Here is a 25,559-nt window from a genome sequence, read left to right as displayed (position 1 = left end):
GAGCGATCGTTTTTAAAGGTCAGATCGCTCGAGTTTGCTTTCGATCGCTTTCGGTCAAAACTTCGGTTAAATGATTCGGGCCGGTCGTGAACGATGATTCATCGGATGCGGGTTACAACGCAGGTACAACGATAGCATCGCGTTTTCCTTCTGATCCCGCCTTTGCATTTCGCCGGCTCATGCCTCGGGATGCAGTTTTTCACGCCTCTTCAGCGCTATAGGGCCGCCCTCGCCAGCATTACAGGGCACCACCGCATGCCACACAGTTGGATTGCCAATCTCGCCAATCTTTTTACCATTCTCTGCTTTCGTTGCAATTGCAGTTGAGCAATTCCGGGTATACCGCGCTCATTCTTCATGCGTTTATCTCGACTTCTACAGCCGGTAAAATTCGCGCGCAGTGTCCCCAAAGATTGCCTGCTGTGCGGACGCATCGAGGTGCGCCGTCAATTGCCGCGCTGCGTCAAACCACTGTGCATAGTTACCGTTCAGGTTCAGCACCGGCCAGTCGCTGCCCCACATCAGCCGCTCGGGTCCAAAATGCTCAAGAAGATGATCGACATAAGGCTTGAGCTTGGCCACTGACCAACCGGGCGCGGCTTCCGTCGCCAGACCCGAGAGTTTGCAAACCAGCCGTTGCGGCAGCGCGGCCAATTCGGCTATGCCGTCCGCCCAGCTTTGCCAGGCGGCGTGACCATCCTTGATTTGCGGCTTCGCACCATGATCGACGACGATTCGCAGCTCAGGAAAGCGCGCGGCGAACACCTTCAACGAAGGTACATGACGCGAAAATATCAATGCATCGAAGGCGAGATCGTTTTTGATCAGCGCGTGGATTGCCGGAGTCAGTGCAGGATTTTCGATCCAGCGGTCGTCGGGCAGATCTTGCAGCATCGGGCGCACGCCCTTGAGTTTGGGTTCGCGCGCCAGTTCGTCGATCAACTCCGCGCTATCCGCTGCATCAAGCGGAACCCAGCCAACAATGCCGGCGATAGACTCGTTGTCGCGAGCAAGATCGAGTAGATAGCGCGTTTCATCGACCGTCGGCGCAGCCTGGACAACCACTGTGCGCGCAATCCGGGCTGCTTCACGAAGAGGCTTCAGGTCAGCGGGACCGAAGACGCGGTACAAGCTCTGCAACTCGGGCGTCAACCAGCCATAGTCACCACGCGATGGGTCCCAGAAGTGCTGATGCGCGTCGATCCGTTCAGTGCTCATGGTCTTCCTGCATCGGTGTGACCGGTGCTTGCTTGATCGGTGCATGGCACTGGCGCGTCACGATGCAACAAACCCGCCGCTCGCAACGCGTCCCACAAAGCGTCCGGCAGCGGATCAGCGAACGAAGCCGCATTCAAACGCACTTCCGCTGGATTTCGTGCGCCCATCAAGACCGTGGCCACAACTTTATGCGCATAAGGAAACTGCAGGGCCGCGCTCGCCAAGGCAACGCCATGCGCACGGCAGATCCGTTCCAGCGCATCGACACGTTCGATAATCGCCTGCGGCGCATCGCCATAGTTGAACTTTTGGTTGTCGGCTTTTGGCGCCGTATCGGACGTCAATCCCCGGGCGAGAATGCCCGAATTGAACGCACCGCCCAACAGGATGCTGACGCCGCGCTTCTCGCATTCCGGCAGCAAGTCATCGAGCACTGCCTGCTCCAACAAGGTGTAACGTCCCGCCAGCAACGCGCAATCGATGTTGAATTCCGCCATCGCCTCCTGGATAGCGGCGCCTTCGTTCACACCGAGCCCAACCGCTTTTACGCCCCGGGTTTTGCGAAGCTCATCGAGCGCCCGGAAACCGCCTTCGTCCGTTAGCTGCCGCCAGTAGCGCGTGTTGTTTTCGCCGTGTGTGACGCGGCCAATATCGTGGATCAGCACAATGTCGATATCGACAATACCCATACGTTGCTGGCTGTCTTCGAACGATCGAAGAATGCCGTCGTAGGTGTAGTCGTAGATCGCCTGGAATGGCAGCGGGTCCGACCAGCCTTCGCTGCCGTCGTAAGGCGTAGTGCGCGGAACAAAGCGCCGGCCAACCTTGGTCGACAACACGTAGTCTTCGCGCGGGTATTGGCGCAACGCGTCGCCTATCCGGTGTTCGGCTTTCGTGTGGCCGTAGTGCGGAGCGGTATCGAAGTAACGGATACCGCTTTGCCACGCGGCGTCCACGGTCGCTTGCGCGTCTGCCTCGGAAAGTTCGTGATACAGGCCGCCCAGCGGTGCACTGCCCAGCGACAACGCCGTGACTTCCAGCGAGGTTTTACCCACCTTGCGCTTTTTCACAACGGGATTTCCGGTGATTGGGTTCATTGCGTTGGACTTGTGAGTTGGGCTGATGAGTTCGACCTGTGAATCAGGCTCAAATCGACGTAATCGATACCGCATGCCGCGGCGTCGCGCTCGCCGGCAGACACGCCGGGCCAACTGGATCAAAGCTCTTGTAGGTCAGGATGAACTCCTGATGACCCAGCGATTCAGACTTGGACGCGGCGCCCGCCGCCACCCTCACGGTGGCATCGAATACTTCGCGGCCAACTTCGTCCAGCGTGGCACGACCTTCCAGAATCCGGCCCGCATCCACATCCATGTCGCCGGAAAGATTCCGGTAGGTCGCCGGATTCGCGCACACCTTGATAACGGGCGAGATGGCGGAACCGACCACCGATCCGCGTCCGGTCGTGAACAGGATCACGTGCGCTCCGCAAGCAATCAGTTCGCCGATTTCCGCGTTGTCGCTGATGTTCGGAAAGCCGAAACGCGGTTCGCCATCGGGAACGACATCGAGCAGGTACAAACCACCGACGGGCGGAATATCACCGGGCTTGACGATCCCCACAATGGGCGATGCACCGCTTTTCGCATACGCGCCGAGTGACTTTTCTTCCTGCGTGGTCAGGCCGCCATCCGCGTTGCCGACCGCGAACGAACCGTGTCCCATGATGGAGTAATAGCGCGCGGCCTTGTCCACGCACGCGACAATTTCACGGCCCAGTTCCGGCCGCGCGGCCCGGCTTTCCATATGGAACTCGCAGCCGACCAGTTCGCCGGTTTCCTCGAAAATACACGCGGCACCGGCGTCGATCAGCGCATCGAAGGCTCGGCCCACAGCGGGATTCGCCGTAATGCCGCTGGTGCCGTCCGAGCCGCCGCAAATCGTGCCGACGATCAATTCGTCGAGCCCCATTGGCACTTTCGGTTGCTGCGCAAGCGTTGCACGCACGTCGCGAATCCAGTCGATGCCATTCTGGATCGTGCTGCGCGTCCCGCCTTTTTCCTGGATCGTCAGAACCTCGGCCGGGCGGCCGCTCGCGCGCACGGCGTCGGCCAGATAGTGCTTGTTCATGCTCTCGCAGCCAAGCGAGACGAACAGGACCGCGCCCACATTCGGGTGCGTGGTCAGCCGCTCCATCATCTTTTCGGCATAGCCATTCGGGTAGCAGCCCGGAAAACCAATCAGGTGCACGGGCGGTTCGCGATCGGCAGCGGGGTCGTCGAAGGCGTCGAACGCCGGACGAAATTGCGTAACGATTTCCCTCGCCACGTGATGCGCACATTCGACGAGATACGCAACCGCGATTACATTGCGGATGCCCTTGCGCCCATCGGCGCGCAGGAATCCTTGAAGCGGCGCTGTGGTGGTGGCTGTCATCGGCTTAGCGGTCCCGGTGATCCACGAACGCATGACCGGCGTCGTGGGTATAGGTCGGGAGATAGTCGCTCTCGAGATTGTGCGTGTGCAGATGTTCTCCGGGCTGAACGTCCGACGTCACATGGCCGATGATCGCGCCATATCGAAGCACTTTTTCGTCGGTCCGCAACGCGCGGCGTGCGACTTTGTGCCCAAGGTCGATGGTCTTCGCCAGCGTGACGGACTTCCCCTCGATCTCCACACGTTCCCCCGCTTGCAGACGCGCGCCGGCAATCAGGCAATTATCCTGCGGGCTTTGAAGAATGAGCCGGGCGTCAGTGGGCTTGTGAGGAGTTTGCTGCACAGAAACTTCCTTGAGAACGGACGAGATCCGGACGAAATTCGGGCGATATTCAGGCGGTCGTATGAGCATTGCCGCGGGTTTGCATCAGTATAATCATTCATCAGTGAACGTATTATTCATATGCGGACAAGTCGAAGTCAAGCTAAGTGCACGGCTGAACGGCCCGTGTTTTCCCTTAGCATCTTGTTTTTGAGCGACCTAACTGAAGGCCATCATGCAGGCAGACGATCCCACCGACGCCGAGCGCTACCGGGCGCCCGCGCTGGATAAAGGTCTCGATATCCTTGAACTGCTCGCCGAGCAAAAGGATGGATTCACGCGTGCCGAGATCACGAAATCGCTCGGGCGCAACGCAAGCGAGATGTATCGGATGCTCGAGCGGCTGGTCGCGCGGCAGTACGTGGTGCGCTCGCCCGCGGGCGACCGCTATTCCCTGAGCCTGAAACTGTATGCGCTCGCGCACCGGCATCCGCCGATGAACCGTCTGATCGCGGAAGCCCTTCCGGTCATGCAGCGTTTTGCCGATCGCGCGGAGCAGTCGTGTCATCTCGCCGCCTATGACCGGGGGAATCTGCTTGTGATCGCGCAAGTCGACGGGCCGGGAACATGGGGAATTTCGGTGCGGCTCGGCGCGCGGGTCGGGTTGATCGATACCGGTTCGGGTCGCGTGATCCTTGCGTTCCAAAGCGCGGAACAACGCGCGCACATGCTGGCCGAGCACACGCGTGTAAAAGGTGAGTCCGCGCTCGATCCGCTCGCGCTGGACAATGCCTGCACACAGATTCGCGCGGACGGTTTTCTCCATAAGGAGAGTCAGCAGACCTTCGGTGTGATGGACGTGAGTTTTCCGCTGCTCGGGCCGTCCGGCCAAGCGATCGCGACGCTGACGTGCCCGTATCTCAGGCGTATCGACGAATACGTGGCGCCGTCCATAAACGAGGTCAGTGCGCTGCTGGGTGAAGCGGCGGCGGCGCTATCCATGTTTCGCGAACCGGGTGCTGAGTTCAGCGATTCGCGGGATTCGAGCGCGGCTTAGGAGTGGCAGATGAGTGGCAGATGGTGAGCAACTTCGGCGGCCAACTTCGTTGGGAAGAGTCGGCGGGAAGAGTCGGCTCGCTTCGTTGGACGATCCGGTTGGCGGATTCGCCAACTTCCAGATCCGCGCGACGCGTTAGAATGGCGACCCTCTCAAAAAGCGGATCGTCGCTTCACGCGACGTTTCGCGTCTTTTTCTACGCAAGGCAATGGCGAAACTCCTCTCCGATCCCGAATTTCAGCGCTTCTCCGAACTTCAGCAAAAACAGTCCAGCTTCACGATCACGAGCGAGGAAGCGGACGAGCTGCGCGATATTGTCGCTCGCGCGCAGCAAAAGCGCGACGACCGCGCGGCCGCAATGCAGTCGATCGAAACGTTTATCAAGCAGTTCGACATCAGCGCGGACGAACTCTTTACGGCCGACCAGATCGCCGATGCAGCCCGCAATTTCGGCCTGATTCCCGCAGCGAAGAAAGAACGCGTGATGCCGCCGCAGTTGTCGTTCAATGGCAAGCCGTATCAATGGACCACTCGCCCCCTGCCTGACGACATTCGCGTTCCGCTGTTCGAAGCGTTCACGTCGGGCGCGTCGGTGAAAGCGTTTATTGCTACGCCTAAGGACGCTACGCGTTGCGCGGCGACGATCGCGCGTCTGGAGCGTGAAACCGGTAGCACTTATGCCGATGCGTGGCTGGACGAGCTGGCTGTATCGCGCGCACAGGTCGACGAAGCGCTCGCAAAGCTGCCTGCCTGATTCGAAGAGCAACGGTCGCGGGCAAGCATGCTGCAGCACGCATTCTGGTCGCTCACTACGGCGGCCGGATGCCGGCGATCTTCACCTGCACGATCTTCATAGCCTTCATGACGGCAGCGCGTCGGCTTTTGCGTCTGCTTCGGCGAGCCGCATCCTGAAACCGGTTACGCCCGGATCCTCCGTGGCCGTTATCTCGAATCCTAAACGGCGCGCGAGTCCGATCATGCCGGTGTTCTCGCGCAACGCCTCGCCGACCAGCCAGCGTGTCCCGCGTGCCCGGCAATACGCGATGATCCGAGTCAACAGCAACGTTCCCAGCCGCTTGCCCTTCTGGTCCGAGCGCACCGCGACCGCGAACTCAGCCGTCTCGTTGTCCGGATCGGCAACGGCGCGCACCACCCCCAGCGTCTCGATACTGTCGTGTTCACCCGTGACGGCGATAAACGCCATCTCTCGGTCATAGTCGATCTGCGTCATCCGAGCGAGTTGCGAGTGATCGAAACTGCGCACGGAGCTGAAAAACCGCAGACGCAGATCGTCCGGTGTCATCGCGGCGACGAAAGCACTATGGGCGGCTTCGTCGTCGGGACGGATAGGCCGCACGGTGATACGCAAGCCGTTCCAGTCGAGAGCCTCCTCCAGTTGCCGCGGATACGGCTGAATGGCGAGCGGCGTGCGGTGCGCAGCCAGCGTCAGATGCGGTTCATAGACCACGACCGCCTGGCGGGTCACGCGCACCGTCAACCGTAACGCGACAATCTGCTCGATCTCGCAAACGGCCTGCGACAGCGCCGTCAACGCCCTCAGCAAGTTCTCCGCCGGGAGTTCGCGCGCTCTGGGTGAATGCATCACGAGGTCACGCGCCAGCACCGGGTTGAGCGGCGGAAAGGCGAATTCGTGCAACGCGTCCGGTAGCCCGAGTGCGCCAACAGCCTTGAATTCGAACACCGGTCCAAACACGCGATGGTTCAGCAAGCGGACATCGATTTCGATAGTGTCTTCGCTCCCTGGCCCCGCTGATCCCGCCTTCACCATCAGGCCAAACTGCGCCAGCACCCGCGACGCCCGCTCGCCGTCCAGTTCCGCGACGCCCGCAGTCAATGCGGCCATGACCTGGGCCTGTGCGCTGTCCAGCGCAACTAGCGTCTGAGGGCGCGGCCCGTCGGGCGTCTGCATCAACAACTCGCGACCCTGGCGATAATCTACGAGCCGCGCGAAACCCCGCGCAAGGCGTTGAGGCGTGGTATGGACGGGAATGCCGTGGGCATGCAACGCGTCGCGCGTGGCCTGGTCCACGCAGCCGAAAAAGCAGGTCAGCAAACCGCGATACGCGTGGCTTTGCTGCTCGATCAGTACGCGCGCGACTTCGGCGACAGGCGCGGTGTGTGTTGGCGCGTGGACCACGAATGCCGTCCCAGTCTCGCGATGCGGCGCCAGCGCTTCGAGCGCCGCGCCGAAGTCCGCGGCGGTTGCAGTGTCTCCGAGTTGCAGTGGGTTCTCCAGACGCGCGCGCGGCAGCACGGCGGCGACTGACGCGCGCGCGGCCTCGGGCCAGAGCGCGAGCGCATCGCCGGCCGCGGCGAACGCGTCGGCGGCGAGCGCGGCCACGCCACGATCGCTGGTGATGACGGTCGCCCGGTCGCTTGCGGCCACGCGGCCCACGCCGAGGGTCTCTATTTCATCGAGCAGATCGTCGAGCGAGTCCACCCTTACCAGGCCGGCGCGCCGGAAAGCGGCGCTGTAAAGCGCGTCGAAAGGATCGTCGTGACCTGTGCGCAGAACCAGCACGGGTTTGTTGCGCGCCGCCGCTCGCGCAGCCGACATGAATTTGCGCGCCATTCGCACCGATTCGATGGCCATCAGGATCGCGCGCGTCCGTGAGTCGCTTGCGAGGAAGTCGAGGATATCGCCCACGTCGACGTCAGCCTCGTCGCCCAGCGCGACCACCCGCGAAAAACCCAGGCCACGTGCGTTCGCCCAGCCCATCACACCGTTGGTCAACGCGTTCGACGCCGATACCCACGCTACCCCGCCCGCCGCAATGGCGCATGACGGCGCCCCCAGCACAGCGCCCACAGCTGGGGTCATCACGCCGACACTCGCCGGACCGACCACACGCAGCAAAAATGGCCGCGCAGCCGCCAGCGTACGGTGTGTCCAGTCGCGGCCCTTCGGCTCCCCCGCCTGCCCGATTATGACCACCGCCCGCGTGCCACGCTCTCCCAGTTGGCTGACGATCTCGGGCCATGTGGGTGGTGGCGTGCACAGCACCGCCACGGTCGGTATCTCCGGCAAGTCGTCGATATGCGCAAACACCGCGGCCCCGTTCAACTGCCGATGCTTCGGATTCACCGGCCAGACCGGGCCCGCGAAGTTGGCGGCACTCAGCCGCGACCACACCATTTCGCCAATACTGCCCGCACGCAGCGACGCCCCGATCACGGCAATCGACTTCGGGTTAAACAGTGCGTCGAGATTACGTACGGTCATGCGGCCTCCATATCCGGGATGTATCCAGCATAGGCGATTCGCGCGCCCCCAACTACTAGCCGGACGGCCTATGTCCCGCCTTTTCCAACAACCGTCCTCACATTTCCTGATGCCCGATATGAGAATTCATTTTGTTTCGGCGTCAACCGAACGGACTATTGTTTCGTACCGGGAACCAAGGTAATTTAATCAAACGCGGGACAGGAGCGATTCTGGTTCGCAGAGGAGGCACGTGGAGGTACGTACGTCTACTCGGCCACAAAGAAAACCGAGAAGGTTGGGCGGTCAGGAATCACTATGCGACATCTTCCATCGTTGATTGCGTTGCGTTTCTTCGAAGAAACGGCGCGTCATTTGAGTTTCAATCGCGCGGCGCGAGCGTTGTGTGTCACACAAGGAGCCGTAAGCCGTCAGATCAGGCTACTGGAAGAGTCACTGGGCGTGAAGCTTTTCGAGCGCGACCATAAAGGGATCCGCTTGACGCAGGCAGGCGTGTTGCTAATGCCGTCGGTGACAGAGGCATTTGACGTGATCGAGCGCGGAACGCGTCACCTGACGGGAAGCGTCGAGCGCAAGCGTTTGATTGTGTCATTGCCGCCCACGTTCGCCACGCAGTGGTTTTCGTCGCGGCTAGCGGCACTGGCAGACCAGTTGCCGGACGTCGATCTGTCTATTCGTACGCAGGAAAGCGACGAGTGTCATTGCAGCGTGCGCTTCGGGCGCGACGCTGCGGCGCATGGGTGGTCGGAACTGCTGATCGTAGAGCGGCACGCGCTAGTGGGATCGGCGTCGTTCAGCGGGACACCGGTCGAGATATTGCTGGATCGATTGCCCGCGCTTCACGTGCTTCATGAGGATGTGCGTCTGAACCTCTGGCCGGACTGGCTGGCGAAAGCGGGACTGCCGCCGCGTTATGCCGAGAACGGTATTGAATTTTCGAATCTGCAGCAGGCAATCCATGCGGCGCGACGCGGGGTAGGCTTGGCCGTTGTGGATCTGAACATGATTGCCGATGAGTTGACCGAGGGTGCTTTGGTGAGGATGTCGGACGTCGAGATCAGCGGACCATTCGGATACTGGCTGGACGTACCGGAAGCGCACCGCGACGCCAGCACCGTGACCGGCTTCGCCGATTGGTTGTGCCACGAAACTGCCCAGCCCGTTTGAACGGCAGTCACGACTTAAGATAGAAGTACGATAAGGACCTTAACCGGAAGCATCGTTCAACTGGATGCCAGCCGGTATGAAATGGCGAAGCTTGCTTTTGCATTCGCCGATGCGCGGCGGGCACTGCCTCATGCAGATAGGCAGGATAGCCATACGCATTCAGCAGCCTCCGGGAATGATTCCGGTCATTATATTTCGCTCAGTTGTTCAAACGTCAGCCGGACCAAGCTTTACCGTGCAACAGTCGCCGGCATCGCAGCGTTGGTCGCCCCCGCCACCATTTCACTTCCCAACACGCAATGCGACTGCAGCGACAAATACCCGGGGTTATACGCCTTCGCCTCTTTCTTCGGCAGCGTATAAGCAATCCGGCATTGTTCGACCGGGCCATTTCCCCACTTCACCGTCAGCGCTCCCTGATCCTCAAGACCCCGTGCAAATATTCTGCTGTCCTGACCGACCACACCCACGCTCTTGCCTTGTTCGTCTTCCACACTCGCTCCAAATGGTAACGTCCCACCACCCAGTTTCGGCGCCTGAATCAATGCAGCCCGACCACTCACCGTCTCGTACTTCATCATCACTATAGAGCCTGCACGCGGCGCCACTTGCGCGGATGTCGATTTAAATTCGACATCGGTGGACGTGCCCTTCGGGTCAATATCCACTTCGTTCATGGTGTAAGGCGACAAGTACGGAACTACCGCATAACCGCGTGAATCCACCTTCGTTCCCGGCGAACTCGTCACCATCGCACCCGCAGCAGCAGGCGCCTCCACAATCCCGATCGTGTCGCCCACCGTCTGCGATAAAGTCACCCCGCCCGGATGCGCCACCACCGAACCCTGCACGCCGGCCGACACCTGACGCGTGCCGCCACCCGCGCTCGCCGATGCATTCAACGTCGCATAAGGCGCACGATACGTCGCGCTCAAACCCGCGTTGCCGTTGTTGGCCGAACTGCCGCCCGCGTTATACGTGCCATATCCGTTGTACGAGAACTGGTTCGTTTCACCCAGCGAACCACTCACGTTCGCCTGCATGTTCGTCGCGCCATCGGAGGTGTGCGAGGCGTTCGTGGTCAGCATCGGCGCATGCGCCTTGTGGCCCAGCGGAATAGTCGTGCTCAGCATGAATTCGTTCGACATCTGGCCGTCCATCGACCGCGTGCGCCCAGCCGTCAGGCTGTACGTTCCGTACTTGAACGCGTTGGTGTAGCCGGCCTGGAACAGCGTGTCGTTACCGGCGTGGTTCCAGTAGTTCTGCGACGAACCCGTCACGAACATCGTGCCGTGATCGCCCAGCTTTTGGTTCACCGACACCTGCATGCGATTGCGCTGCCGATAAACCGAGTTGATATCGCCACCGTGATCTGCAATATCCCGCACCGACGCGGCATCGTTCAGGTTCATGTAGCCCGCCGTCGAGAAGCGGTACGCCGCGACCGATACGTTCGTATCTGTTGCCGCGATGAACTTGCTGTAGCCCACGCGCAAGCTCGTGCCGTGCATCGACTGCGCGTTCGGGATGCTGGTGAAGGCGCCTGTCACGTCCATCGAGAATGCGCCGATACCCGTGTTCAACGCTCCGCCCACGTTCACTGCACCGTACCCGCTCGACGCGACCGCGCCGCCGTAAACGGTGACCGTGTTGGTCAGGCCGCGCTGGATGGTGAACTGGGCGAAGACGGGTTTCGTATCGAGTGAATCGTTGCGCAACTGGCCGGCGGTCGCGCTGAAACGCGTGACGCCGGGGCGCAGCAATTGCGCCACCGACGCAAACGGCACCGTGAATTCCTTGCTGCGGCCATCGGCTTCCGTCACGGTCACCACCAGATCGCCGCCGTAGCCGGTCGAGTAGAGATCGTTGATTTCAAACGGGCCCGGCGCAACGTTCGTTTCCTCCAGCACCTGGCCGTTTTGGCGAATCGTCACGCGGGCGTTCGTTTCAGCGGTACCACGTACGACCGGCGCGTAACCGCGCATCGATTCAGGCAGCATGCGGTCGTCGGTGGCCAGTTGCACGCCGCGAAACGACACGCTGTCGAAGATCTCGCCGGTCGTGCTCGTATCGCCCACGGTCAGTTGTGACCCGAGCTTTGTCACGTCGCGCTGCGCGTAGGTCGCGATGTTGTCGAATTGCGTCTTTTGACCGGTTCCGGTCGATATCGACGATTGGTGGCGGATATGCCACGCGCCAATGTTCAGGCCGGCGCTCAGGCCAAGGTAGCTCTGGCTCGAACCGACGCCCGAGCTCGCCGTGTGATACGTGTTCGCGTTGTAGCTGATGAAACCACCGTTGACGCCCTGGTCCCACTGTTCGGGCGGCACATAACCGCGTGCCGAGTTCTTCATGAACGCTTGCGGCACGCTCAGTTCGAGCGTCTGCTGCGTGAAGTCGAAATCGACCGTTGCGCCCGGTACGATGGCGCCAATCTCAGCGCAGGTGTCGGCGTTGGCAGTAGTTGTTGCCGCAGTCGTTGCCGCGCCACGTCCCGCGGCCGCATCGGCCTTCGCCAGATCCACGCCCGCTCGCTGCAACAGCGCGCGGTTGAAACAAGGCGTTGAGCCCAGCTTGCCGTCGGTTGAAACAAAGCGAATGTCTTCACGCGCCAGACGCGCGCCATTCACGATCAGGTCGACCGAATACGTTCCCGGCGTCACCGCGTTGCCGCGCGTGAAACGGCTGGTGTCGATGGCCGTGCCCGCATCCCCGCGCAGATACATGTTGTCGAAACTGACTTCATCGATGGCGCCGGTCTGGGTTTGCGGCGTTGTCGCGGCCTCTGCCACGGCTTGAGGAATTGCACCGCACGCCATCATCGAGAAAGCGATCGCGGCAAGCGGCTTCAGGCGCAGCCGGAATGCGACCGGGTACTGAGCATTGAATGCGGTTTGAGCAGCGAGTTTCATGATTCAGCCTGCGATGGTTAGGTCAATTCAGACGCGACTTGACCCACCGGGCTGTTCGGGACAGTCCGTTCGGTAAAACGCGTGTTGAGTGTTGGGGGAAGGCGTCGGCTCGATATGGCCCGCGACACCTTCAATCCGCCCCGGTGCGGGGCGAAGCCTTACGGCGAGTCTTGCGGGGCCTTACGGGGTAATAGGTGCTTCGAACGGCAGGGCGCCGCCGAAATCGCTGATACCCTGGTACTTGACGTGCGCGTTGGCAGGTACCGTCTTCAGGTTCTTGATCGGAAACTGCGCGGTGCCGCGCGGCTCGACCATCCCGCCAATGTCGTTCGTATAGGTCTGGCCTGCACCCACCACGTCGATCTTGCTGAACGACACGTAGTACGCCGTCGGGTTCGTCGCCTTCACGTCGTAGCCCTTGCTGTCGGCTGACGGTACAAGCTTCCAGGTCACCTTTCCGGCCGCTTCGTCGGCCGTGCCGGGCAAGCCCTTCGGACGCGCAAACACCTTGATGCGGGTGCGAAACGCAAACTGCAGCGTGTTGGACTCGGTGCTCTTCGCGGTCTTGGGCGGCACGTCGAGCACGTTCAGCCAGAATACCGACTCGCGGTCCTGCGGCAGCGCATCACCCGTGTACATCATGCGCAGCGTCTGCGATTTGTTGGCATCCATGCGAAAGATCGGCGGTGTCAGCACGAACGGCGCGCTCGCTTCACTCGGCTTGGCGTCCGCATTGCCCTTGTCCATCCATACCTGCACCAGCGACGGTTCAGCGCGATTGTTGGTCAGCTTGACCGTCACCTCACGATTTTCAAGGGGATACACCACCCGCGTGCCGCTCACGGTCACGCTCGCGCCCGCACTGCCGGCCAAGAGGGCTGCGACCAGACCCAAACCACATGCAATTCGACTAATGGACTTCATGATTGATGTTTCTCCGTGAAAAACGTATCTCGAAATTTCGTTAAAAAAACAGGCATCTGCACCCCGCAGATGCCTGCTGATACGGCTTACTGGTAGTCGACCGTGTACTGGACCGAGGTGTTGACCGGGCCGGCTGTGGCCTTGCCGGTGGCGTAGTACTCAGCGAAGTACTGCAGGTTCGCGGCACCCGACACGATTGCGACACCGTTGCCTGCCAGGTCGTTGTTTGCGCCTGTGACCACGTTGATGGGCAGACGCGATGCGTTGAGCAAACGAACCTGAACGTTCTGCGCACCGGCCGGTGCCTGGTTCGTCAGATAACCGGTGCTCTGGTCGATCGTCGGGCCGTTTTCGAAACGGGCGACTGCCTTCGTTTCGGTCGAGCAGCCGCTCAGCGCAAAGGTCAGGTCGGTCGCGCCTGTCGTGCCGGCCGTTGCGCCTGGGGCGCCCAGCGTGCTGTCCGTCACCGTCGGCAACGTGACGTTCTTGTCAGCGGCGCCAGCCGCTTTTGCATCGATCGAGCAAGTCGTATCGGTCACGGCGCCCGTGAAAGTGATCGTGCCGTCAGCAGCGCTTGCACCGGTTGAAGCGAGCGCCAGGGTGGCCAAGGTTGCAGCAGCAGCGAGGGTAGAGATGAAGGATTTCATGAACGTTTCCAATAGAGAAATGAATGTGGGTTTGTAGACACTTACAGCGCTTAGGACTACTTCGTCCCACGATGCTGAGCGCGCAGTGCGAGCCACCTGTTTTTTCATCGTCTGGATTCGTGTGGGAGGCGATGAACCGGTTCGTCTGCGAGTGAATGAATATTAAGACGGGGCACCTCAGATGACCCTCGGAACTCTCCGAAAGAATTAGGACAAAATTGAGAATTCCTAAAAACGAAACGGAGAGTATGTGAGGGAGGCGATGCGCGTTTCTGAAAGCAAAAAGGCGTCCGCAATGCGGACGCCTTTTTGAGGTGAGACTTTTCGGGAGGCTGTGCTTAGCCGGTGGCGTGGCTCGTTATGACGAACTGCTCGCGGCACGCAAGGTAAGGTTGCGTGTCTCGGGTGCCCATGCAATGGATACGATCATGCCGATCAACAGCACGCCGGCCAGGACCATCATCGTATAGTGAAACCCGATTTCCGCGATACCCACCGGCAACAGGAACGTGCCGATCGCTGAACCAAGCCGACTGCATGCAATAGCCAGCCCGACACCCGATGCGCGTACTTCCGTCGGAAAGCATTCCGGCGGGAAGACGCCAACGAGATTGCTGAACGCCGACATGGTCAGGGTGAAGACAGCGAACGCAACAATCATGGCGAGCGTGGCGGACGACGGCAGCAAACTCATGGCCACGAGCATCGCGCAGGTCACGGCAAACGATCCGATCAGGAAGTGTCGACGCGGTAATTTGATCGTCAGCCAGATTCCCAGCACCGCGCCGATCACGAGCACGGCATTGAGCAACAGGTCCGCACCGAAACCGTTGCTCAGCCCGATCACCTTCAGAATACCCGGCAGGAACGTGTAGATGGCGAAGTACGGAATGACCAGACAGACGAAGAAACCGCAATTGAACAGCGTCCGGCGGATCAGGTCTGGCTGAAACAGGCGCCCGTAGCCTGGTTTCGTATGGATGCCGGCAATTGCATCCTCTGCGTCGAGTATCACGTCTGGACCGAAATGCTTGCGCACGATGTCGTGCGCCTCCTTCGCCCGTCCCTGGCCAAGCAGCCAACGCGGCGACTCCGGCGTACCGATACGCAACAGCAGCACGATGACCGCAGGAAGACTCGCGGAGGCAAGAAGCCAGCGCCACGCGTCCGGTGATGCGTCTCCATAGGACATACCGAGCACATTCGCCACGACATAACCGATTGTCCACACCACACTGAACGAGCCGAGTAATGCGCCACGATGTTTGCGTGGTGAAAACTCAGCGAGAATGGCATGCCCAACCGTGAAGTCACCACCCATTCCAAAGCCGATCAACACCCGCAACGCGAAGAGCTCCATAGGCGAGGTAGCGAAGAATTGCAGGAACGCCGCTACTGTGATGATGACAAAGCTGCTGAGAAAAATGCGCTGGCGGCCGAGTCGATCCGACAGCCGGCCAAATACGAGGCTGCCAAGGAAAATCCCGATCAAAGCGGAACTTCCAATTGCCCCCATCCAGAATGAATCGAGTGGCATCTGCCGGTTCATCGATGCCAGCGCGTATCCCACCGTGCCGAGCGCATAACCCTCGGTGAAGTGCGCACCAAATGTCAGGCCCGCAATTTTCATGTGAAACCGGTTTAACGGAATGTCGTCGAGTAACACCGGTTTCGGCGTCTGCGGCGCTTGCGTACGGACAGGCGTTGTGGCCGCATGAGGCGGCGGACTGATCGGGAATGCACTGCTTGACGTGTCCTGATGACTCACTGCGTCTCCTTACCTATATGTTCTTCAATTGCGCTGATGCTGGCTATGCGCGGGCGGCGACGCTGCCTGGCGCATAGCCGGCATCTTTCGGCGTTCAGCGGTCGATGCCCATCAGGCCGCTGATCATCATGTACTTCATTTCCATGTATTCATCGAGGCCATACTTCGATCCCTCACGGCCAAGGCCTGACTGCTTGACGCCTCCAAACGGCGCCACCTCCGTCGATATGATTCCTTCGTTGATACCCACCATGCCCGTCTCGAGTGCGTCGGCCACCCGCCACGCGCGGCCCAGGTCGCGCGTGTAGAAATACGCGGCAAGTCCGAACGGAGTGTCGTTGGCAAGCGTGATCGCTTCCGCCTCCGTCTCGAAGCGGAAACAAGCCGCCACCGGTCCAAACGTTTCTTCCTGCGCGATCAACATGGTGCGGTTCGCGTGAGCGAGCACCGTCGGTTCGTAGAACGTCCCACCCAGCGCATGTGGGCGTCCGCCGGTCAGTACTGTCGCGCCCTTGCTCAACGCGTCCTGGACGTGATCGCCGACCTTCCTGAATGCAGCCTCGTTGATAAGCGGCCCCTGATCGACTTCCTGCTCGAGCGCGTCCCCTACCCGAAGCTTGCGTACTGCCTCGGTCAGGCGTTGAGTGAATGCGGCGTACACGCCCGCCTGCACGAAAAAGCGGTTCACGCATACGCAGGTCTGGCCCGTGTTGCGAAACTTCGATGCCATCGCGCCTTGTACTGCAGCGTCGAGATCGGCGTCGTCGAACACAATGAACGGCGCGTTACCCCCGAGTTCCAGAGAGAGCTTCTTTAACGTGTCGGCGGATTGCGCGGCGAGCAGCTTGCCTACACGCGTCGATCCGGTGAATGACAACTTGCGCACTGCGGGCGATGCGGTCAACGTCGCGCCAATCGCAACAGCGTCTCCGGATACGACGTTGAACACGCCTGCCGGGATGCCGGCTTGCGCCGCGAGCACAGCGAGTGCCAACGCGCTCAACGGCGTTTCCTCGGACGGCTTCAGCACCATCGTGCAACCAGCCGCCAACGCGGGGCCTGCCTTGCGCGTGATCATGGCAAGCGGGAAGTTCCAGGGCGTGATGGCGGCGACCACGCCGACCGGCTCACGCGTCACGATAATCTTCGAGCCGGGTTTCGAACTCGGGATCACATCTCCGTAGCTGCGTTTCGCTTCTTCGGCAAACCATTCGAGGAAGCTTGCGGCGTAGGCCACTTCGCCTTTTGCTTCCGCGAGCGGCTTGCCTTGCTCACGCGTCAGCAGTTCGGCGAGCGCATCGCGATGCTCCAGCATCAGTTCACCCCAGCGCCTGATGCGCGTCCCACGCTCTTTCGCGGTGAGTGAGCGCCAAACGGGAAACGCGATCTCCGCAGCGCGGATGGCTTGGTGCGTTTGCGCTACGCCGGCCTTCGCGATATGTGCGATCACTTCTCCCGTAGCTGGATTGTGGACGGCGTAAGTCTCGACGCTTTTGTGCCAGGCACCATCGATGTAATGCTCTTTGCGAAGCAGATTCATGCGGCGTCCTTCATCGGTTGAACGAATTCACCTTGTGGCGCGCGAGATTCGCGTGCGGTACGACGCCCGGCCGTGTAGTCATTGATGACATCACACGGCGTGTAGTTGCGCTCGAGTTCGTACAGTTCGTCCGCGTCCAGGTGGGTGCCGAGCGCACTGAGCGCGCTATCGAACTGGGCAGGTGAATCCGCACCGACCAGCATGCTGGCGACGCCATCGCGCTGGAGCACCCACGCCTGCGCGATTTGCGCCGCGCTCACGCCACGCCGTTTCGCCACGCGCGCCACCGACGCCGCAATCTCCCGTGACGCCGCGTCGCCGTACATTTGCGACGTGAAGAAGTCGGTCTGGTTGCGCGTGGACGCGGAGTCGCACGTCAGGAGACCGCGCGCCAGCGGGCTGAAGACGGACACGCCCAATCCCTGGTCGGCGCAATACGGCATCATTTCTCGCTCTTCCTCGCGGTATGCAAGATTCAACTGCAACTGCATGTTGATAGGCTTGTGCCAGCCATGCCGCTCGCAGATCTGGACAATCTTCGCCAGTTGCCACGTGTACATGGTCGATACCCCGATATAACGCGCCTTGCCCGAACGGACGATGTCGTTCAGCGCGCCCATGGTTTCCTCCACGGGCGTGGCGGTATCGAAGTAATGCAGCATGTAGATGTCGACATAGTCCATGCCCAGCCTCCGCAACGATGCGTCGATACCGTCGAGCACGTGTTTGCGCGAATGACCACCGGCGTTCTGATACAAACCCATGTCATAGCCGACCTTGGTCGTCACCACGATTTCCTCGCGCCGCGCAAGACGTCCGAGAATGCGGCCGACGACTTCTTCTCCGACGCCGGCCGAATAGAAATCCGCCAGGTCGATGAAGTTCACCCCGGCCTCCAGCGCGTGGCGGACGATTGGTTCACTCTTTTGTTCGTCGAAAATCCACGGCTTCCATTGCGGGGTGCCCATATTCATGGTGCCGAGACACAGGCGCGATACTTTCAGGCCTGACTGGCCAAGACGGACGTATTCCATTCTTTGAGTCTCCATGAGGCGTGGCGACGGTTGCCGACGCACGGCACCGGCACGCTGATTTTCAGAGGGCGGCCTGCATTAGAGGGCTGCCTGCGGCAAGCGGGGTGTGTAGAAGGGATTCGATACTTCACGCGCGGCCGCGAACACGTCTTCCTTCGACGGCAAGCCGAGCATGGCGGCCTTGAGAGCGTTTTTCGTCGCACGGTAGTTGTTGCGAAAAACGGCGTCGAGATCGTCGGTAGACGGGTTCACCCAGTTCGCCGTTACCACCACCCAATCGTTTTCCGCTTCAGGCGGCAATGTGCCGTCTTCGAGCGATTCGGCGACGGCCTTCGCAATGCCTGCCTGCGATGCCCCCCAGGTTGCGTTGCCGTGAAATTCACCAGCTATAGGGGCCTTGTTGACATACAGCGTGAGCGGTTTGGTCGGCACCCCAGGCTGCGCAATGACGACAAACGGCGCGTGGCCGGCCGAAGGCGTAGCAAGTGCGGTGGCGAACGCTTGGCCCGCGGGGCCGTTGCGCGGCCCGACGAGCACGTTGATGTGAGCGAGATTGACGCCCGGGCCTTCAAAGCCCTCGCCAATATGGAGGGTGCGGCCGGTTTGGGGTGTTGGCATGGTGGCTTCCGTTCATGGAGTGGATCGATGAACAGATTGTGCGAGCGCACGTCGATGAGGAGGAATCGACGATTCGTGCGGATGGGTATGAGCGCCGCTCAGATCAGGGAATGCCCTGACTCGGGAACACGACGATCAGGACAAAGGCGACGTCATCGGCTGACGGCCTTCAGGCCTGCTTGCGTTTATCGTTCGGCGGGCGGGATCGCGCTGTAGCGATCGAAGAATGCGCGATGCGCTTGTTCATTCACGCCGGCCGGGTGCACGTCGGTTGACGCCGGCCGGTGCTCGAGCATGGCTTTCGGCCGAATCGGGCGGAGCTGGAAGCCGCCGCCGCAATTGGGGCACACGTTGCTGAGCCGGGACAACACGCAGGCTTCGCAGAACGTGCATTCGAAGCTGCAGATCATCGCGTCGCGCGCGTCCGGCGGCAGCGCTTTTCCACAGCATTCACAAGAGGGGCGCAAGGCAAGCATGATCGATATCTCCTTTTTTGCAGTTTAGGGTCGGAGTGCCGGCTTGCCTTGCCAATTTGCCCACGATTTACGTCAGCACGCCCCACATGACCAGCGTCAACGCGAGGCCGACTACCGATACGATGGTTTGCAACACCGACCAGACGTAGACGGTCTGCTTCAGCTGCAAGCCGAAATACTCGCGGATCATCCAGAAACCGGCGTCGTTGACGTGGCAGAAAAACACCGAACCCGCGCCGATCGCCAACGCCAGCAGCGAGTTGTGGGTCGCGCTCAAGCCCGCCACGACCGGGGCGATGATCCCCGCAGTGGTCGTGGTCGCGACGGTCGCCGAGCCGGTCGCCTGCCGCAAGGCCACCGCAATCAGCCAGGCCAGCAGGATCAGCGGCATGTGCGAGCCGATGGCGATCTTGCCGATCGTCGTGCTGATGCCGGCGACAACCAGCGTCTGCTTGAGACCGCCCCCCGCGCCGATGGTCAGCAGCAAAGCGCAGATCGGCGGCAGGCTTTTGCGCAGGATGCCGCCCACCCGGTCGCGCGGCATGCCGCGTGACCAGCCCAGCGCGACGATCGCGAAAAGAACGGTGAGTCCCAGGGCAATAAGAGGCTCACCGAGAAAATTGAGGGCATCGAAGAGAAAGGTTTCGGGCTGAATTGCCAGTTTCGCCACCGTTCGGCCAAGCATCAGGACGACAGGCAGAAGAATGGTCAGCAACGAGATGCCGAAGCTCGGCGCGTCGAGCGCTCCGTTTGCATCGACTTTCGATGAAAACAGCTTGCCCATTTCCTCCGGCTCCTCCACGTGCATGCGGCGCGACAGCCATATGCCATAGACCGGCCCGGCGAGAATCACGGCGGGAATGGCGATGATGAAACCCAGCCCCATCGTGATGCCCAGGTCCGCGTGCAGCGCGCTGACCGCGATCAGCGGGCCTGGATGTGGCGGCAGCAGCGCGTGCAGCGTCGTCATGCCGGCCAGCGCGGGGATCGCGATACGCAGGATAGGTTGCTTCGAGCGGCGCGCCATGACGAAGATGATCGGCACCATCATGACGAGACCGACTTCGAAGAACAGCGGCAAGCCGATGATGATGGCCACCAGCGCCATCAGCCATGGCAACGTGCGCGGCGTGGAGTGATCGAGGATGGTGGAGACCAGCCGGTCCGCCGCGCCCGATTCCGCCATCAGCGCACCGAGCATGGCCCCGAGCGCGATGATGATGCCGACATCCCCCAGGATTCCGCCCGCCCCTTTGCTGAACGCGCTCGCGACGGCTTCCAGCGGCAAGCTCGCCGTGAAACCCGCGACAAAAGTGCCGACGAGAATTGAGAGAAACGGCGCAAGTTTCAGCGCGCTGATAAGAACGATGATTGACGCCAGACCGAGCGCGCATGCGATGAGAAGACGCGTGTCGTGGGCGGACCACGCGGCGAGAGTCGAGGTCAGATGCACTGAAATGCCCTTGGCTAAGTGGAGAGGGTGACTGGTTTGTCCGTTGCCCGGTTGTCCGCGACGGCCGGTATTGATAAATCAGGTCGCAGGCTTCGTACGGTCGCCGGATTTTACGAGTGAATGCTTACAAAATACTTGGGGGTCTTTCGGGTCGTAGGGGTTTGGAGGTGATTTTTAGGGGGTGAGGATGGCGTTTGATTGGAGGTAGTCGATTTGGTCTCGTTCTCTCGTTCTTTAACGTTTTTAGCGAATACGGGACGGACGCGAGTGCGCGCTTTACAACTTCAGCACGTTGAATGGGTTAAGGGGTGCGCCTTACTCCTTACTCTTTGTTCGATTCGTTCCTCCGTTCTTTGCGTCTTGAAGTCCGTGGTCGATTAATAGCTTCATCGAAATGAGCTTTCCAGTTAGCGCGCGTTAACGGTTGCATATGTCGTTTATCGCGTCTAATAATTATAATTATTATAATTTCAATCTAAGCCAGCGACTGTGGCGAGGATTATGACTGCGGTCGCCTGCACGGGGAGATACGCTTTTAACAAGCGGAGTTGCAGGTATAGCGAATTTCCATGGCGGCGGGGTCGGAAGTAGCGGCGAACAAGCGCCTGTAGATAAGGTTCCGGCCTGTGGATCATTCCAAACATTTCGAATTTGACCCGAGCGTTCAGAATCGGGATGCCCCCAAAGCCTCCAATTTGCACTCCGCCAATGTTCCGTTCCCACAACCACAAACAGGGCTTCTGAGCGGATCGGGGCTGACTGATCAAGTTTTGTCCCGACTTCCGAACCGGGCGCCTTCAGTCCCTTGGGTAGCGACCTCAGAATTCGCCGCACGTGGACTTTATGCGCATAAAGCTCCGCCTCCTTGACGAATTTCATGGCTCCACGCCGACTCGCGGTCGCTTTCTGCCAGGCGAGGTACTCATCACGGCCGCAACGGTTCCGGCACAGCGAACCTCAATCGTCGTTGAGCGGGGCCGACGGACTACGTACTGACGTCGCCGTGTGAGAGGCCATTGATCGAGTCCAATCGGCCTTCTGCAGCGACAGGACTAACCCCGAGCGCGCACTCTCACCCAAATGGCTCGAAGAGGCTGGTGGGGTTGCCGAAACATCCAAAGAACGGACTGAGGCCCAGCAGCCAAATCCAAGGTTTCCGACTCAATCCGACTCGAAACATGGCCGGAATTGTTGTCGTTGCCGCCCGAAAAGCTCATCCCGGCCAACGCGTGGCTTGAATCGGCAACAGTCGGATCGACGATTCTCGGCACGGTGATCGGCCGTGCGCTGGAATCGCATCGACTCCATTAGCACACGGGCCAAATATCAAAAGCCCCCCAGCCGCTTCGCAGGACGGGTCCGTAGATTTCAATGCACGACAACGGCATCGGCGCATAGCCAAGCAACTCCAGCGCGCTGGACTTTATGCGCATAAACCCCACAGAAAATCGGCCAAACGGCCAACCCGATGAGTTATCGCTAGAAAAATTGAGTTTTCAATGTAAAATTCGAAAAGCTAAATTTGGGAGCAAAACGTGGCAGCTGAAATCATTGCGATCACGCAGCAGAAGGGCGGAGTAGGAAAAAGCACGATAGCAATGCATCTAGGCGCGGCGTTTCACGAGAAAGGAAAGCGGGTGCTCGTCGTCGACGCGGACGGGCAAAATACCCTGGTCCACTGGGCCAGTGCTGCGGCCGACGAGGCCAGCGGCATCCCGTTTCCTATCGTGAACCTGTCCGAAGCAGGGGGCCAGATTCATCGAGAGATCAAGAAATTCGTCAACGACTACGACATCATCGTCGTCGATTGCCCGCCCTCAATTACGGAAAAAGTATCGGGCGTCGTCCTCCTCGCTGCGACGGTTGCCATTGTCCCGACATCGTCGTCGCCTGCTGACTATTGGTCCAGCGTGGGCCTCGTCAAACTCATTCAGCAAGCACAGGTCATGAATGAAGATCTGCGCGCAGTGTTTCTCCTCAACAAAACCGAGGAGAAACGCATGCTGACGCGCGAGCTGAAGCGTGCGCTGGAAGAATTGGGTTTCCCTTTGCTAAAAACCCAGATTCCGACCCGCGAGTGCTACAAGCAGGCGATGGCACTAGGTCAGACCGTACTTCAGATGAGCGACCGCGGGGCGCGACTGGCCGCCATTGAAATACGTGCGTGCGCTGACGAAGTTCTCGCCATGCTTCCCTGACTTTATGCGCATAAAGGATCCCGAATGAAACCTACCCAGTTCGCAAAAGGCTTCAAAGCCCGGCCCGATACGACCAGCAGCGAAAAGCGCACGGCCCTTGATCGCATCAACGCTATCGACGAAATCGTCAATCAAGAGGCGGGGAATGACAAGCAGGTCACCGGCCGCTCCAGCGCTTACACCGAAGATGAGTTTCACGACGACCCAGCGGCGCAAGAGTCGGAAAACTTCCAGGCGTGGCGCCGGAAAAACAGGTACGTACGCGGCCAGGTCATTGAGTTGCCGCTAAAGGCCATCAAGCCGAGCCCGTTCAACCCCAGGCATTTTTATCTGAAGGCGTCCATCGCAGAATTGGCCGTCAATCTGGCGAAACAGGGCCAGCAGCAAGCCATTCACGTGATCCCCGATCACGAAAACCCGGGTACCTTCTTTGTTAGCGACGGTGGCCGGCGAGTACGGGCGCTGAAGGAAGCCAACAAAGAAACGGTGAAGGCGATTGTCATCGACCTTCCTATTGGCATCGAAAGCTACAAGTTGGGCTATGACTTAAACGTACAACGGGACTCGCAAACCGTCTTCGATAACGCCATCGTCTGGAAGCGTTTCCTCGATGAAAAGCACTTCCAGAGCCAGCGAGAACTCGCCGACCACCTGGGCCTCGACGAATCGACGATCGCCGTCGCTTTAGCTATCGCAAAGCTACCCGAGAACGTGATGCATGAGATGGTCGCCCGGCCGGATCGATTTGGTTCGAATATGGCTTATCAGGTCTCACGCTTTCATACGGCGCGCGGCGCAGATGCCACGCTGCGGTTGATCAACAAAATTGCATCGGATGATCTGAGCACCCGACAAGTCGCTGACATTGTGAAAGGCCGTGCAAGCGCACAAGAAACGCCCAAACCCGCAGGGCGTCAACGCTATGCGCAGCGGTTGGAAATCAAGCTGGACGGGCTTGCCGTGGGTGATCTCAAGACGTATGGAGACGACAGGCTCGAGTTGCGCTTACGTGGTTTGTCGAAAGACAAACGCGACGAAATTCTTCAACAGATAGAGAAGATGCTGCAAGCGGATACGGTAAAACGATGAAGCAACCTGGATAACGGCGCACGAGAAAGCGAATAGGGGCACCAAGGGGGCACAAGCGCGACTTCAGCTACCGGCCCCCTTAGTACCAACACCTCTAACGGGGTTCTTAGGCGGCACGACCCTGATTCAACGTGAATGCCAGCAGATCGCCGTCGGTCGGCTCCCCCCAAGTCTTACGCGCAAGCCAGTCGAAAAACGAGGTTTCGCCCATTTTTGAATCGAGACCCCGCTTCCGCCAATCGTCACGCATGTGTGTGCCGAGCTCCGGCAACACATCTTCCTCAAAGGTCTGACGGGCCAGCTCCCGTTCAGACTCACCTTGTTCCTCGTATAACGAGCGTGCTTCCTTCCGGCGAAACACGGAATATTCGCTCAGCAAACGCGCCTTCAGGTCGTCCGCTGGCGCTCCGTTGGTTTTCGCTGGAGCCGCTACTGCCGGCAATGCTTCGACCTGGGGCGCATATCCCTTCTTCAAAGCGTCCTTGAAAAGCGCCGCCGCACTTCGCACCGGGGGCAGCGACGTGCTTCGCATTCTCTGCTCAGTCATTTGCAACGCTGAACGAATTCGGTTTTCCTCACTGTCCGCGTAAAGTGTTTGCGCATCTTTCAGCGGAATCCCGATTTTCACCATGCGATCGACCAACGTACTGTCGAACACATTCGGATGTTCATCGAGTGCAAGCATAGGCTGCTTGCGCTCGGTCACGCGAAACTGAATTTCAGCTACCCGCCGGCCTTCCCTGTGCTCGATCAACTCGACAAAGATGTTGGTAACGGCATTGACTTCCGCGATCGCGGGCCGAAGATAGTCGCGCTTGAAATATTTGTACTCGCGCTTGGCTTCGTCGCCCGCTTCGGTGTCGGGCGTTCCTGAGAGGATCGGCCGCCACCATTCCCAAGTCTCGCGCATAGTGAGATGGCTCGGATTCGTCAGATAGCGGACGCAGATTTCGTACAGCGCAAGGCCCGCGCTGCTGCGGAGCTGACTTTGAAACTGCAGACTCAAGCGCGCGTATTGCACCGGGTCAAGCAGCTTTTTCTTGATCTTTGGGGCGAAGGAAAACTCGACCCACACCCGCCGCGTGGCGGGGTCTTCGAGAATTTCGGCGTCTGCGATCAACGTCGATATGCCCCACTTACGCCCAGGCTTCAGACTCGACGTGCCTGTACTCCACTCAACCTGCACCGACACCATGCGGCGCAAATGCTCTTTCACCAGCGCGGTATCGTTGGAATCGAACGCCGCATTCGCGACAATGTCCGATAAAAGCGCGCGATAAGTGTCCCCGGATTCGTCCGCCTGCTGAGCGACCGCCAGCAGCACATTGAATAACTTGCGAGTCAAAAGCGTGATCTTGCCACTTTTTGGCTGGATAGCGATGGCTTCGACGGCTTTTCGCAGCTCCGCCGAACTCGGACTCACTATGTCGGTCTTCTTCGCGCGTTTGGTTGCCAT

Annotated in this window: 20 protein-coding genes; 5 read left to right on the top strand and 15 right to left on the bottom strand. The window is 60.0% G+C overall.

The features are described 5' to 3' along the window. Nucleotides 1–375: 375 nt before the first annotated feature. The 4 genes from ACSQ36_RS19610 to ACSQ36_RS19595 are packed head-to-tail and all read right to left on the bottom strand — an operon-like array spanning nucleotide 376 to nucleotide 3,997. Entirely contained in the window at nucleotides 376–1,218 is an 843-nt protein-coding gene (locus ACSQ36_RS19610; RefSeq protein ID WP_436183247.1) for an amidohydrolase family protein, read from the bottom strand. Continuing rightward, nucleotides 1,215–2,315: an aldo/keto reductase gene (locus ACSQ36_RS19605; protein ID WP_436183246.1), complete on the bottom strand. Its 1,101-nt coding sequence runs from the start codon at nucleotides 2,313–2,315 to the stop codon at nucleotides 1,215–1,217. The genes ACSQ36_RS19610 and ACSQ36_RS19605 overlap by 4 nt, the downstream gene beginning before the upstream one ends. A gap of 49 nt (nucleotides 2,316–2,364) precedes the next feature. Beyond that, the gene (locus tag ACSQ36_RS19600) at nucleotides 2,365–3,654 is read right to left on the bottom strand and encodes a UxaA family hydrolase (RefSeq protein ID WP_436183245.1); all 1,290 of its coding nucleotides are present in this window, start codon (nucleotides 3,652–3,654) and stop codon (nucleotides 2,365–2,367) included. A gap of 4 nt (nucleotides 3,655–3,658) precedes the next feature. Next, on the bottom strand, nucleotides 3,659–3,997 hold the full coding sequence (locus ACSQ36_RS19595; protein ID WP_436183244.1) for a UxaA family hydrolase: 339 nt from the start codon (nucleotides 3,995–3,997) through the stop codon (nucleotides 3,659–3,661). A 214-nt stretch (nucleotides 3,998–4,211) separates the two neighbouring features. Here ACSQ36_RS19595 and ACSQ36_RS19590 point away from each other — a divergent pair, with 214 nt between their 5' ends. Together ACSQ36_RS19590 and ACSQ36_RS19585 are read left to right on the top strand one after the other, a co-directional pair. Beyond that, a complete protein-coding gene (locus tag ACSQ36_RS19590) occupies nucleotides 4,212–5,033 on the top strand; it encodes an IclR family transcriptional regulator (protein ID WP_436183243.1) in 822 nt (273 codons plus the stop codon). A 208-nt stretch (nucleotides 5,034–5,241) separates the two neighbouring features. Further along, the gene (locus ACSQ36_RS19585) at nucleotides 5,242–5,787 is read left to right on the top strand and encodes a hypothetical protein (protein WP_436183242.1); all 546 of its coding nucleotides are present in this window, start codon (nucleotides 5,242–5,244) and stop codon (nucleotides 5,785–5,787) included. A 105-nt stretch (nucleotides 5,788–5,892) separates the two neighbouring features. Here the strand turns inward: ACSQ36_RS19585 and ACSQ36_RS19580 are convergent, their stop codons facing one another. Continuing rightward, the gene (locus tag ACSQ36_RS19580; RefSeq protein ID WP_436183241.1) at nucleotides 5,893–8,277 is read right to left on the bottom strand and encodes a GNAT family N-acetyltransferase; all 2,385 of its coding nucleotides are present in this window, start codon (nucleotides 8,275–8,277) and stop codon (nucleotides 5,893–5,895) included. A gap of 297 nt (nucleotides 8,278–8,574) precedes the next feature. Between ACSQ36_RS19580 and ACSQ36_RS19575 the strand changes: the two genes are divergently transcribed. Continuing rightward, nucleotides 8,575–9,444, top strand: coding sequence for a LysR family transcriptional regulator (locus ACSQ36_RS19575; protein ID WP_436183240.1), 870 nt, complete (start codon nucleotides 8,575–8,577; stop codon nucleotides 9,442–9,444). A 230-nt stretch (nucleotides 9,445–9,674) separates the two neighbouring features. Here ACSQ36_RS19575 and ACSQ36_RS19570 read toward each other — a convergent pair whose 3' ends face one another. The 9 genes from ACSQ36_RS19570 to ACSQ36_RS19530 form a co-directional block, all read right to left on the bottom strand. Further along, nucleotides 9,675–12,356 carry a fimbria/pilus outer membrane usher protein gene (locus tag ACSQ36_RS19570; RefSeq protein ID WP_436183239.1) on the bottom strand — a complete coding sequence of 894 codons (2,682 nt, stop codon included), beginning with the start codon at nucleotides 12,354–12,356 and terminating at the stop codon, nucleotides 9,675–9,677. Between the two features lie 180 nt (nucleotides 12,357–12,536). Next, nucleotides 12,537–13,280, bottom strand: a complete 744-nt coding sequence (locus ACSQ36_RS19565; protein ID WP_436183238.1) for a fimbrial biogenesis chaperone — start codon at nucleotides 13,278–13,280, stop codon at nucleotides 12,537–12,539. A gap of 86 nt (nucleotides 13,281–13,366) precedes the next feature. Beyond that, on the bottom strand, nucleotides 13,367–13,927 hold the full coding sequence (locus ACSQ36_RS19560) for a fimbrial protein (protein ID WP_436183237.1): 561 nt from the start codon (nucleotides 13,925–13,927) through the stop codon (nucleotides 13,367–13,369). A 358-nt stretch (nucleotides 13,928–14,285) separates the two neighbouring features. After that, a complete protein-coding gene (locus tag ACSQ36_RS19555; RefSeq protein WP_436183236.1) occupies nucleotides 14,286–15,695 on the bottom strand; it encodes an MFS transporter in 1,410 nt (469 codons plus the stop codon). A gap of 94 nt (nucleotides 15,696–15,789) precedes the next feature. Then, entirely contained in the window at nucleotides 15,790–17,235 is a 1,446-nt protein-coding gene (locus ACSQ36_RS19550) for an NAD-dependent succinate-semialdehyde dehydrogenase (RefSeq protein WP_436183235.1), read from the bottom strand. Further along, nucleotides 17,232–18,269, bottom strand: coding sequence for an aldo/keto reductase (locus tag ACSQ36_RS19545; RefSeq protein WP_436183234.1), 1,038 nt, complete (start codon nucleotides 18,267–18,269; stop codon nucleotides 17,232–17,234). The genes ACSQ36_RS19550 and ACSQ36_RS19545 overlap by 4 nt, the downstream gene beginning before the upstream one ends. Nucleotides 18,270–18,347: 78 nt before the next feature. Further along, on the bottom strand, nucleotides 18,348–18,887 hold the full coding sequence (gene fae / locus ACSQ36_RS19540; protein ID WP_436183233.1) for a formaldehyde-activating enzyme: 540 nt from the start codon (nucleotides 18,885–18,887) through the stop codon (nucleotides 18,348–18,350). A gap of 185 nt (nucleotides 18,888–19,072) precedes the next feature. Then, nucleotides 19,073–19,363: a DUF1272 domain-containing protein gene (locus ACSQ36_RS19535; RefSeq protein WP_436183232.1), complete on the bottom strand. Its 291-nt coding sequence runs from the start codon at nucleotides 19,361–19,363 to the stop codon at nucleotides 19,073–19,075. A gap of 67 nt (nucleotides 19,364–19,430) precedes the next feature. Beyond that, nucleotides 19,431–20,816, bottom strand: coding sequence for a GntT/GntP/DsdX family permease (locus tag ACSQ36_RS19530; protein WP_436183231.1), 1,386 nt, complete (start codon nucleotides 20,814–20,816; stop codon nucleotides 19,431–19,433). Nucleotides 20,817–22,351: 1,535 nt separating this feature from the next. Between ACSQ36_RS19530 and parA the strand changes: the two genes are divergently transcribed. Both parA and ACSQ36_RS19520 read left to right on the top strand, forming a co-directional pair. Beyond that, nucleotides 22,352–23,014: a ParA family partition ATPase gene (gene parA, locus ACSQ36_RS19525; RefSeq protein ID WP_436183230.1), complete on the top strand. Its 663-nt coding sequence runs from the start codon at nucleotides 22,352–22,354 to the stop codon at nucleotides 23,012–23,014. Nucleotides 23,015–23,038: 24 nt separating this feature from the next. Then, entirely contained in the window at nucleotides 23,039–24,103 is a 1,065-nt protein-coding gene (locus tag ACSQ36_RS19520) for a ParB/RepB/Spo0J family partition protein (RefSeq protein ID WP_436183229.1), read from the top strand. Nucleotides 24,104–24,209: 106 nt separating this feature from the next. Here the strand turns inward: ACSQ36_RS19520 and ACSQ36_RS19515 are convergent. Next, the coding region (locus ACSQ36_RS19515) for a replication initiation protein (protein WP_213764327.1) at nucleotides 24,210–25,559 on the bottom strand (1,350 nt) is incomplete at its 5' end.

The sequence above is a fragment of the Caballeronia sp. LjRoot34 genome (assembly GCF_964253815.1).
GTDB lineage: Bacteria > Pseudomonadota > Gammaproteobacteria > Burkholderiales > Burkholderiaceae > Caballeronia.
This window is presented reverse-complemented; position numbering and strand designations above follow the sequence as displayed.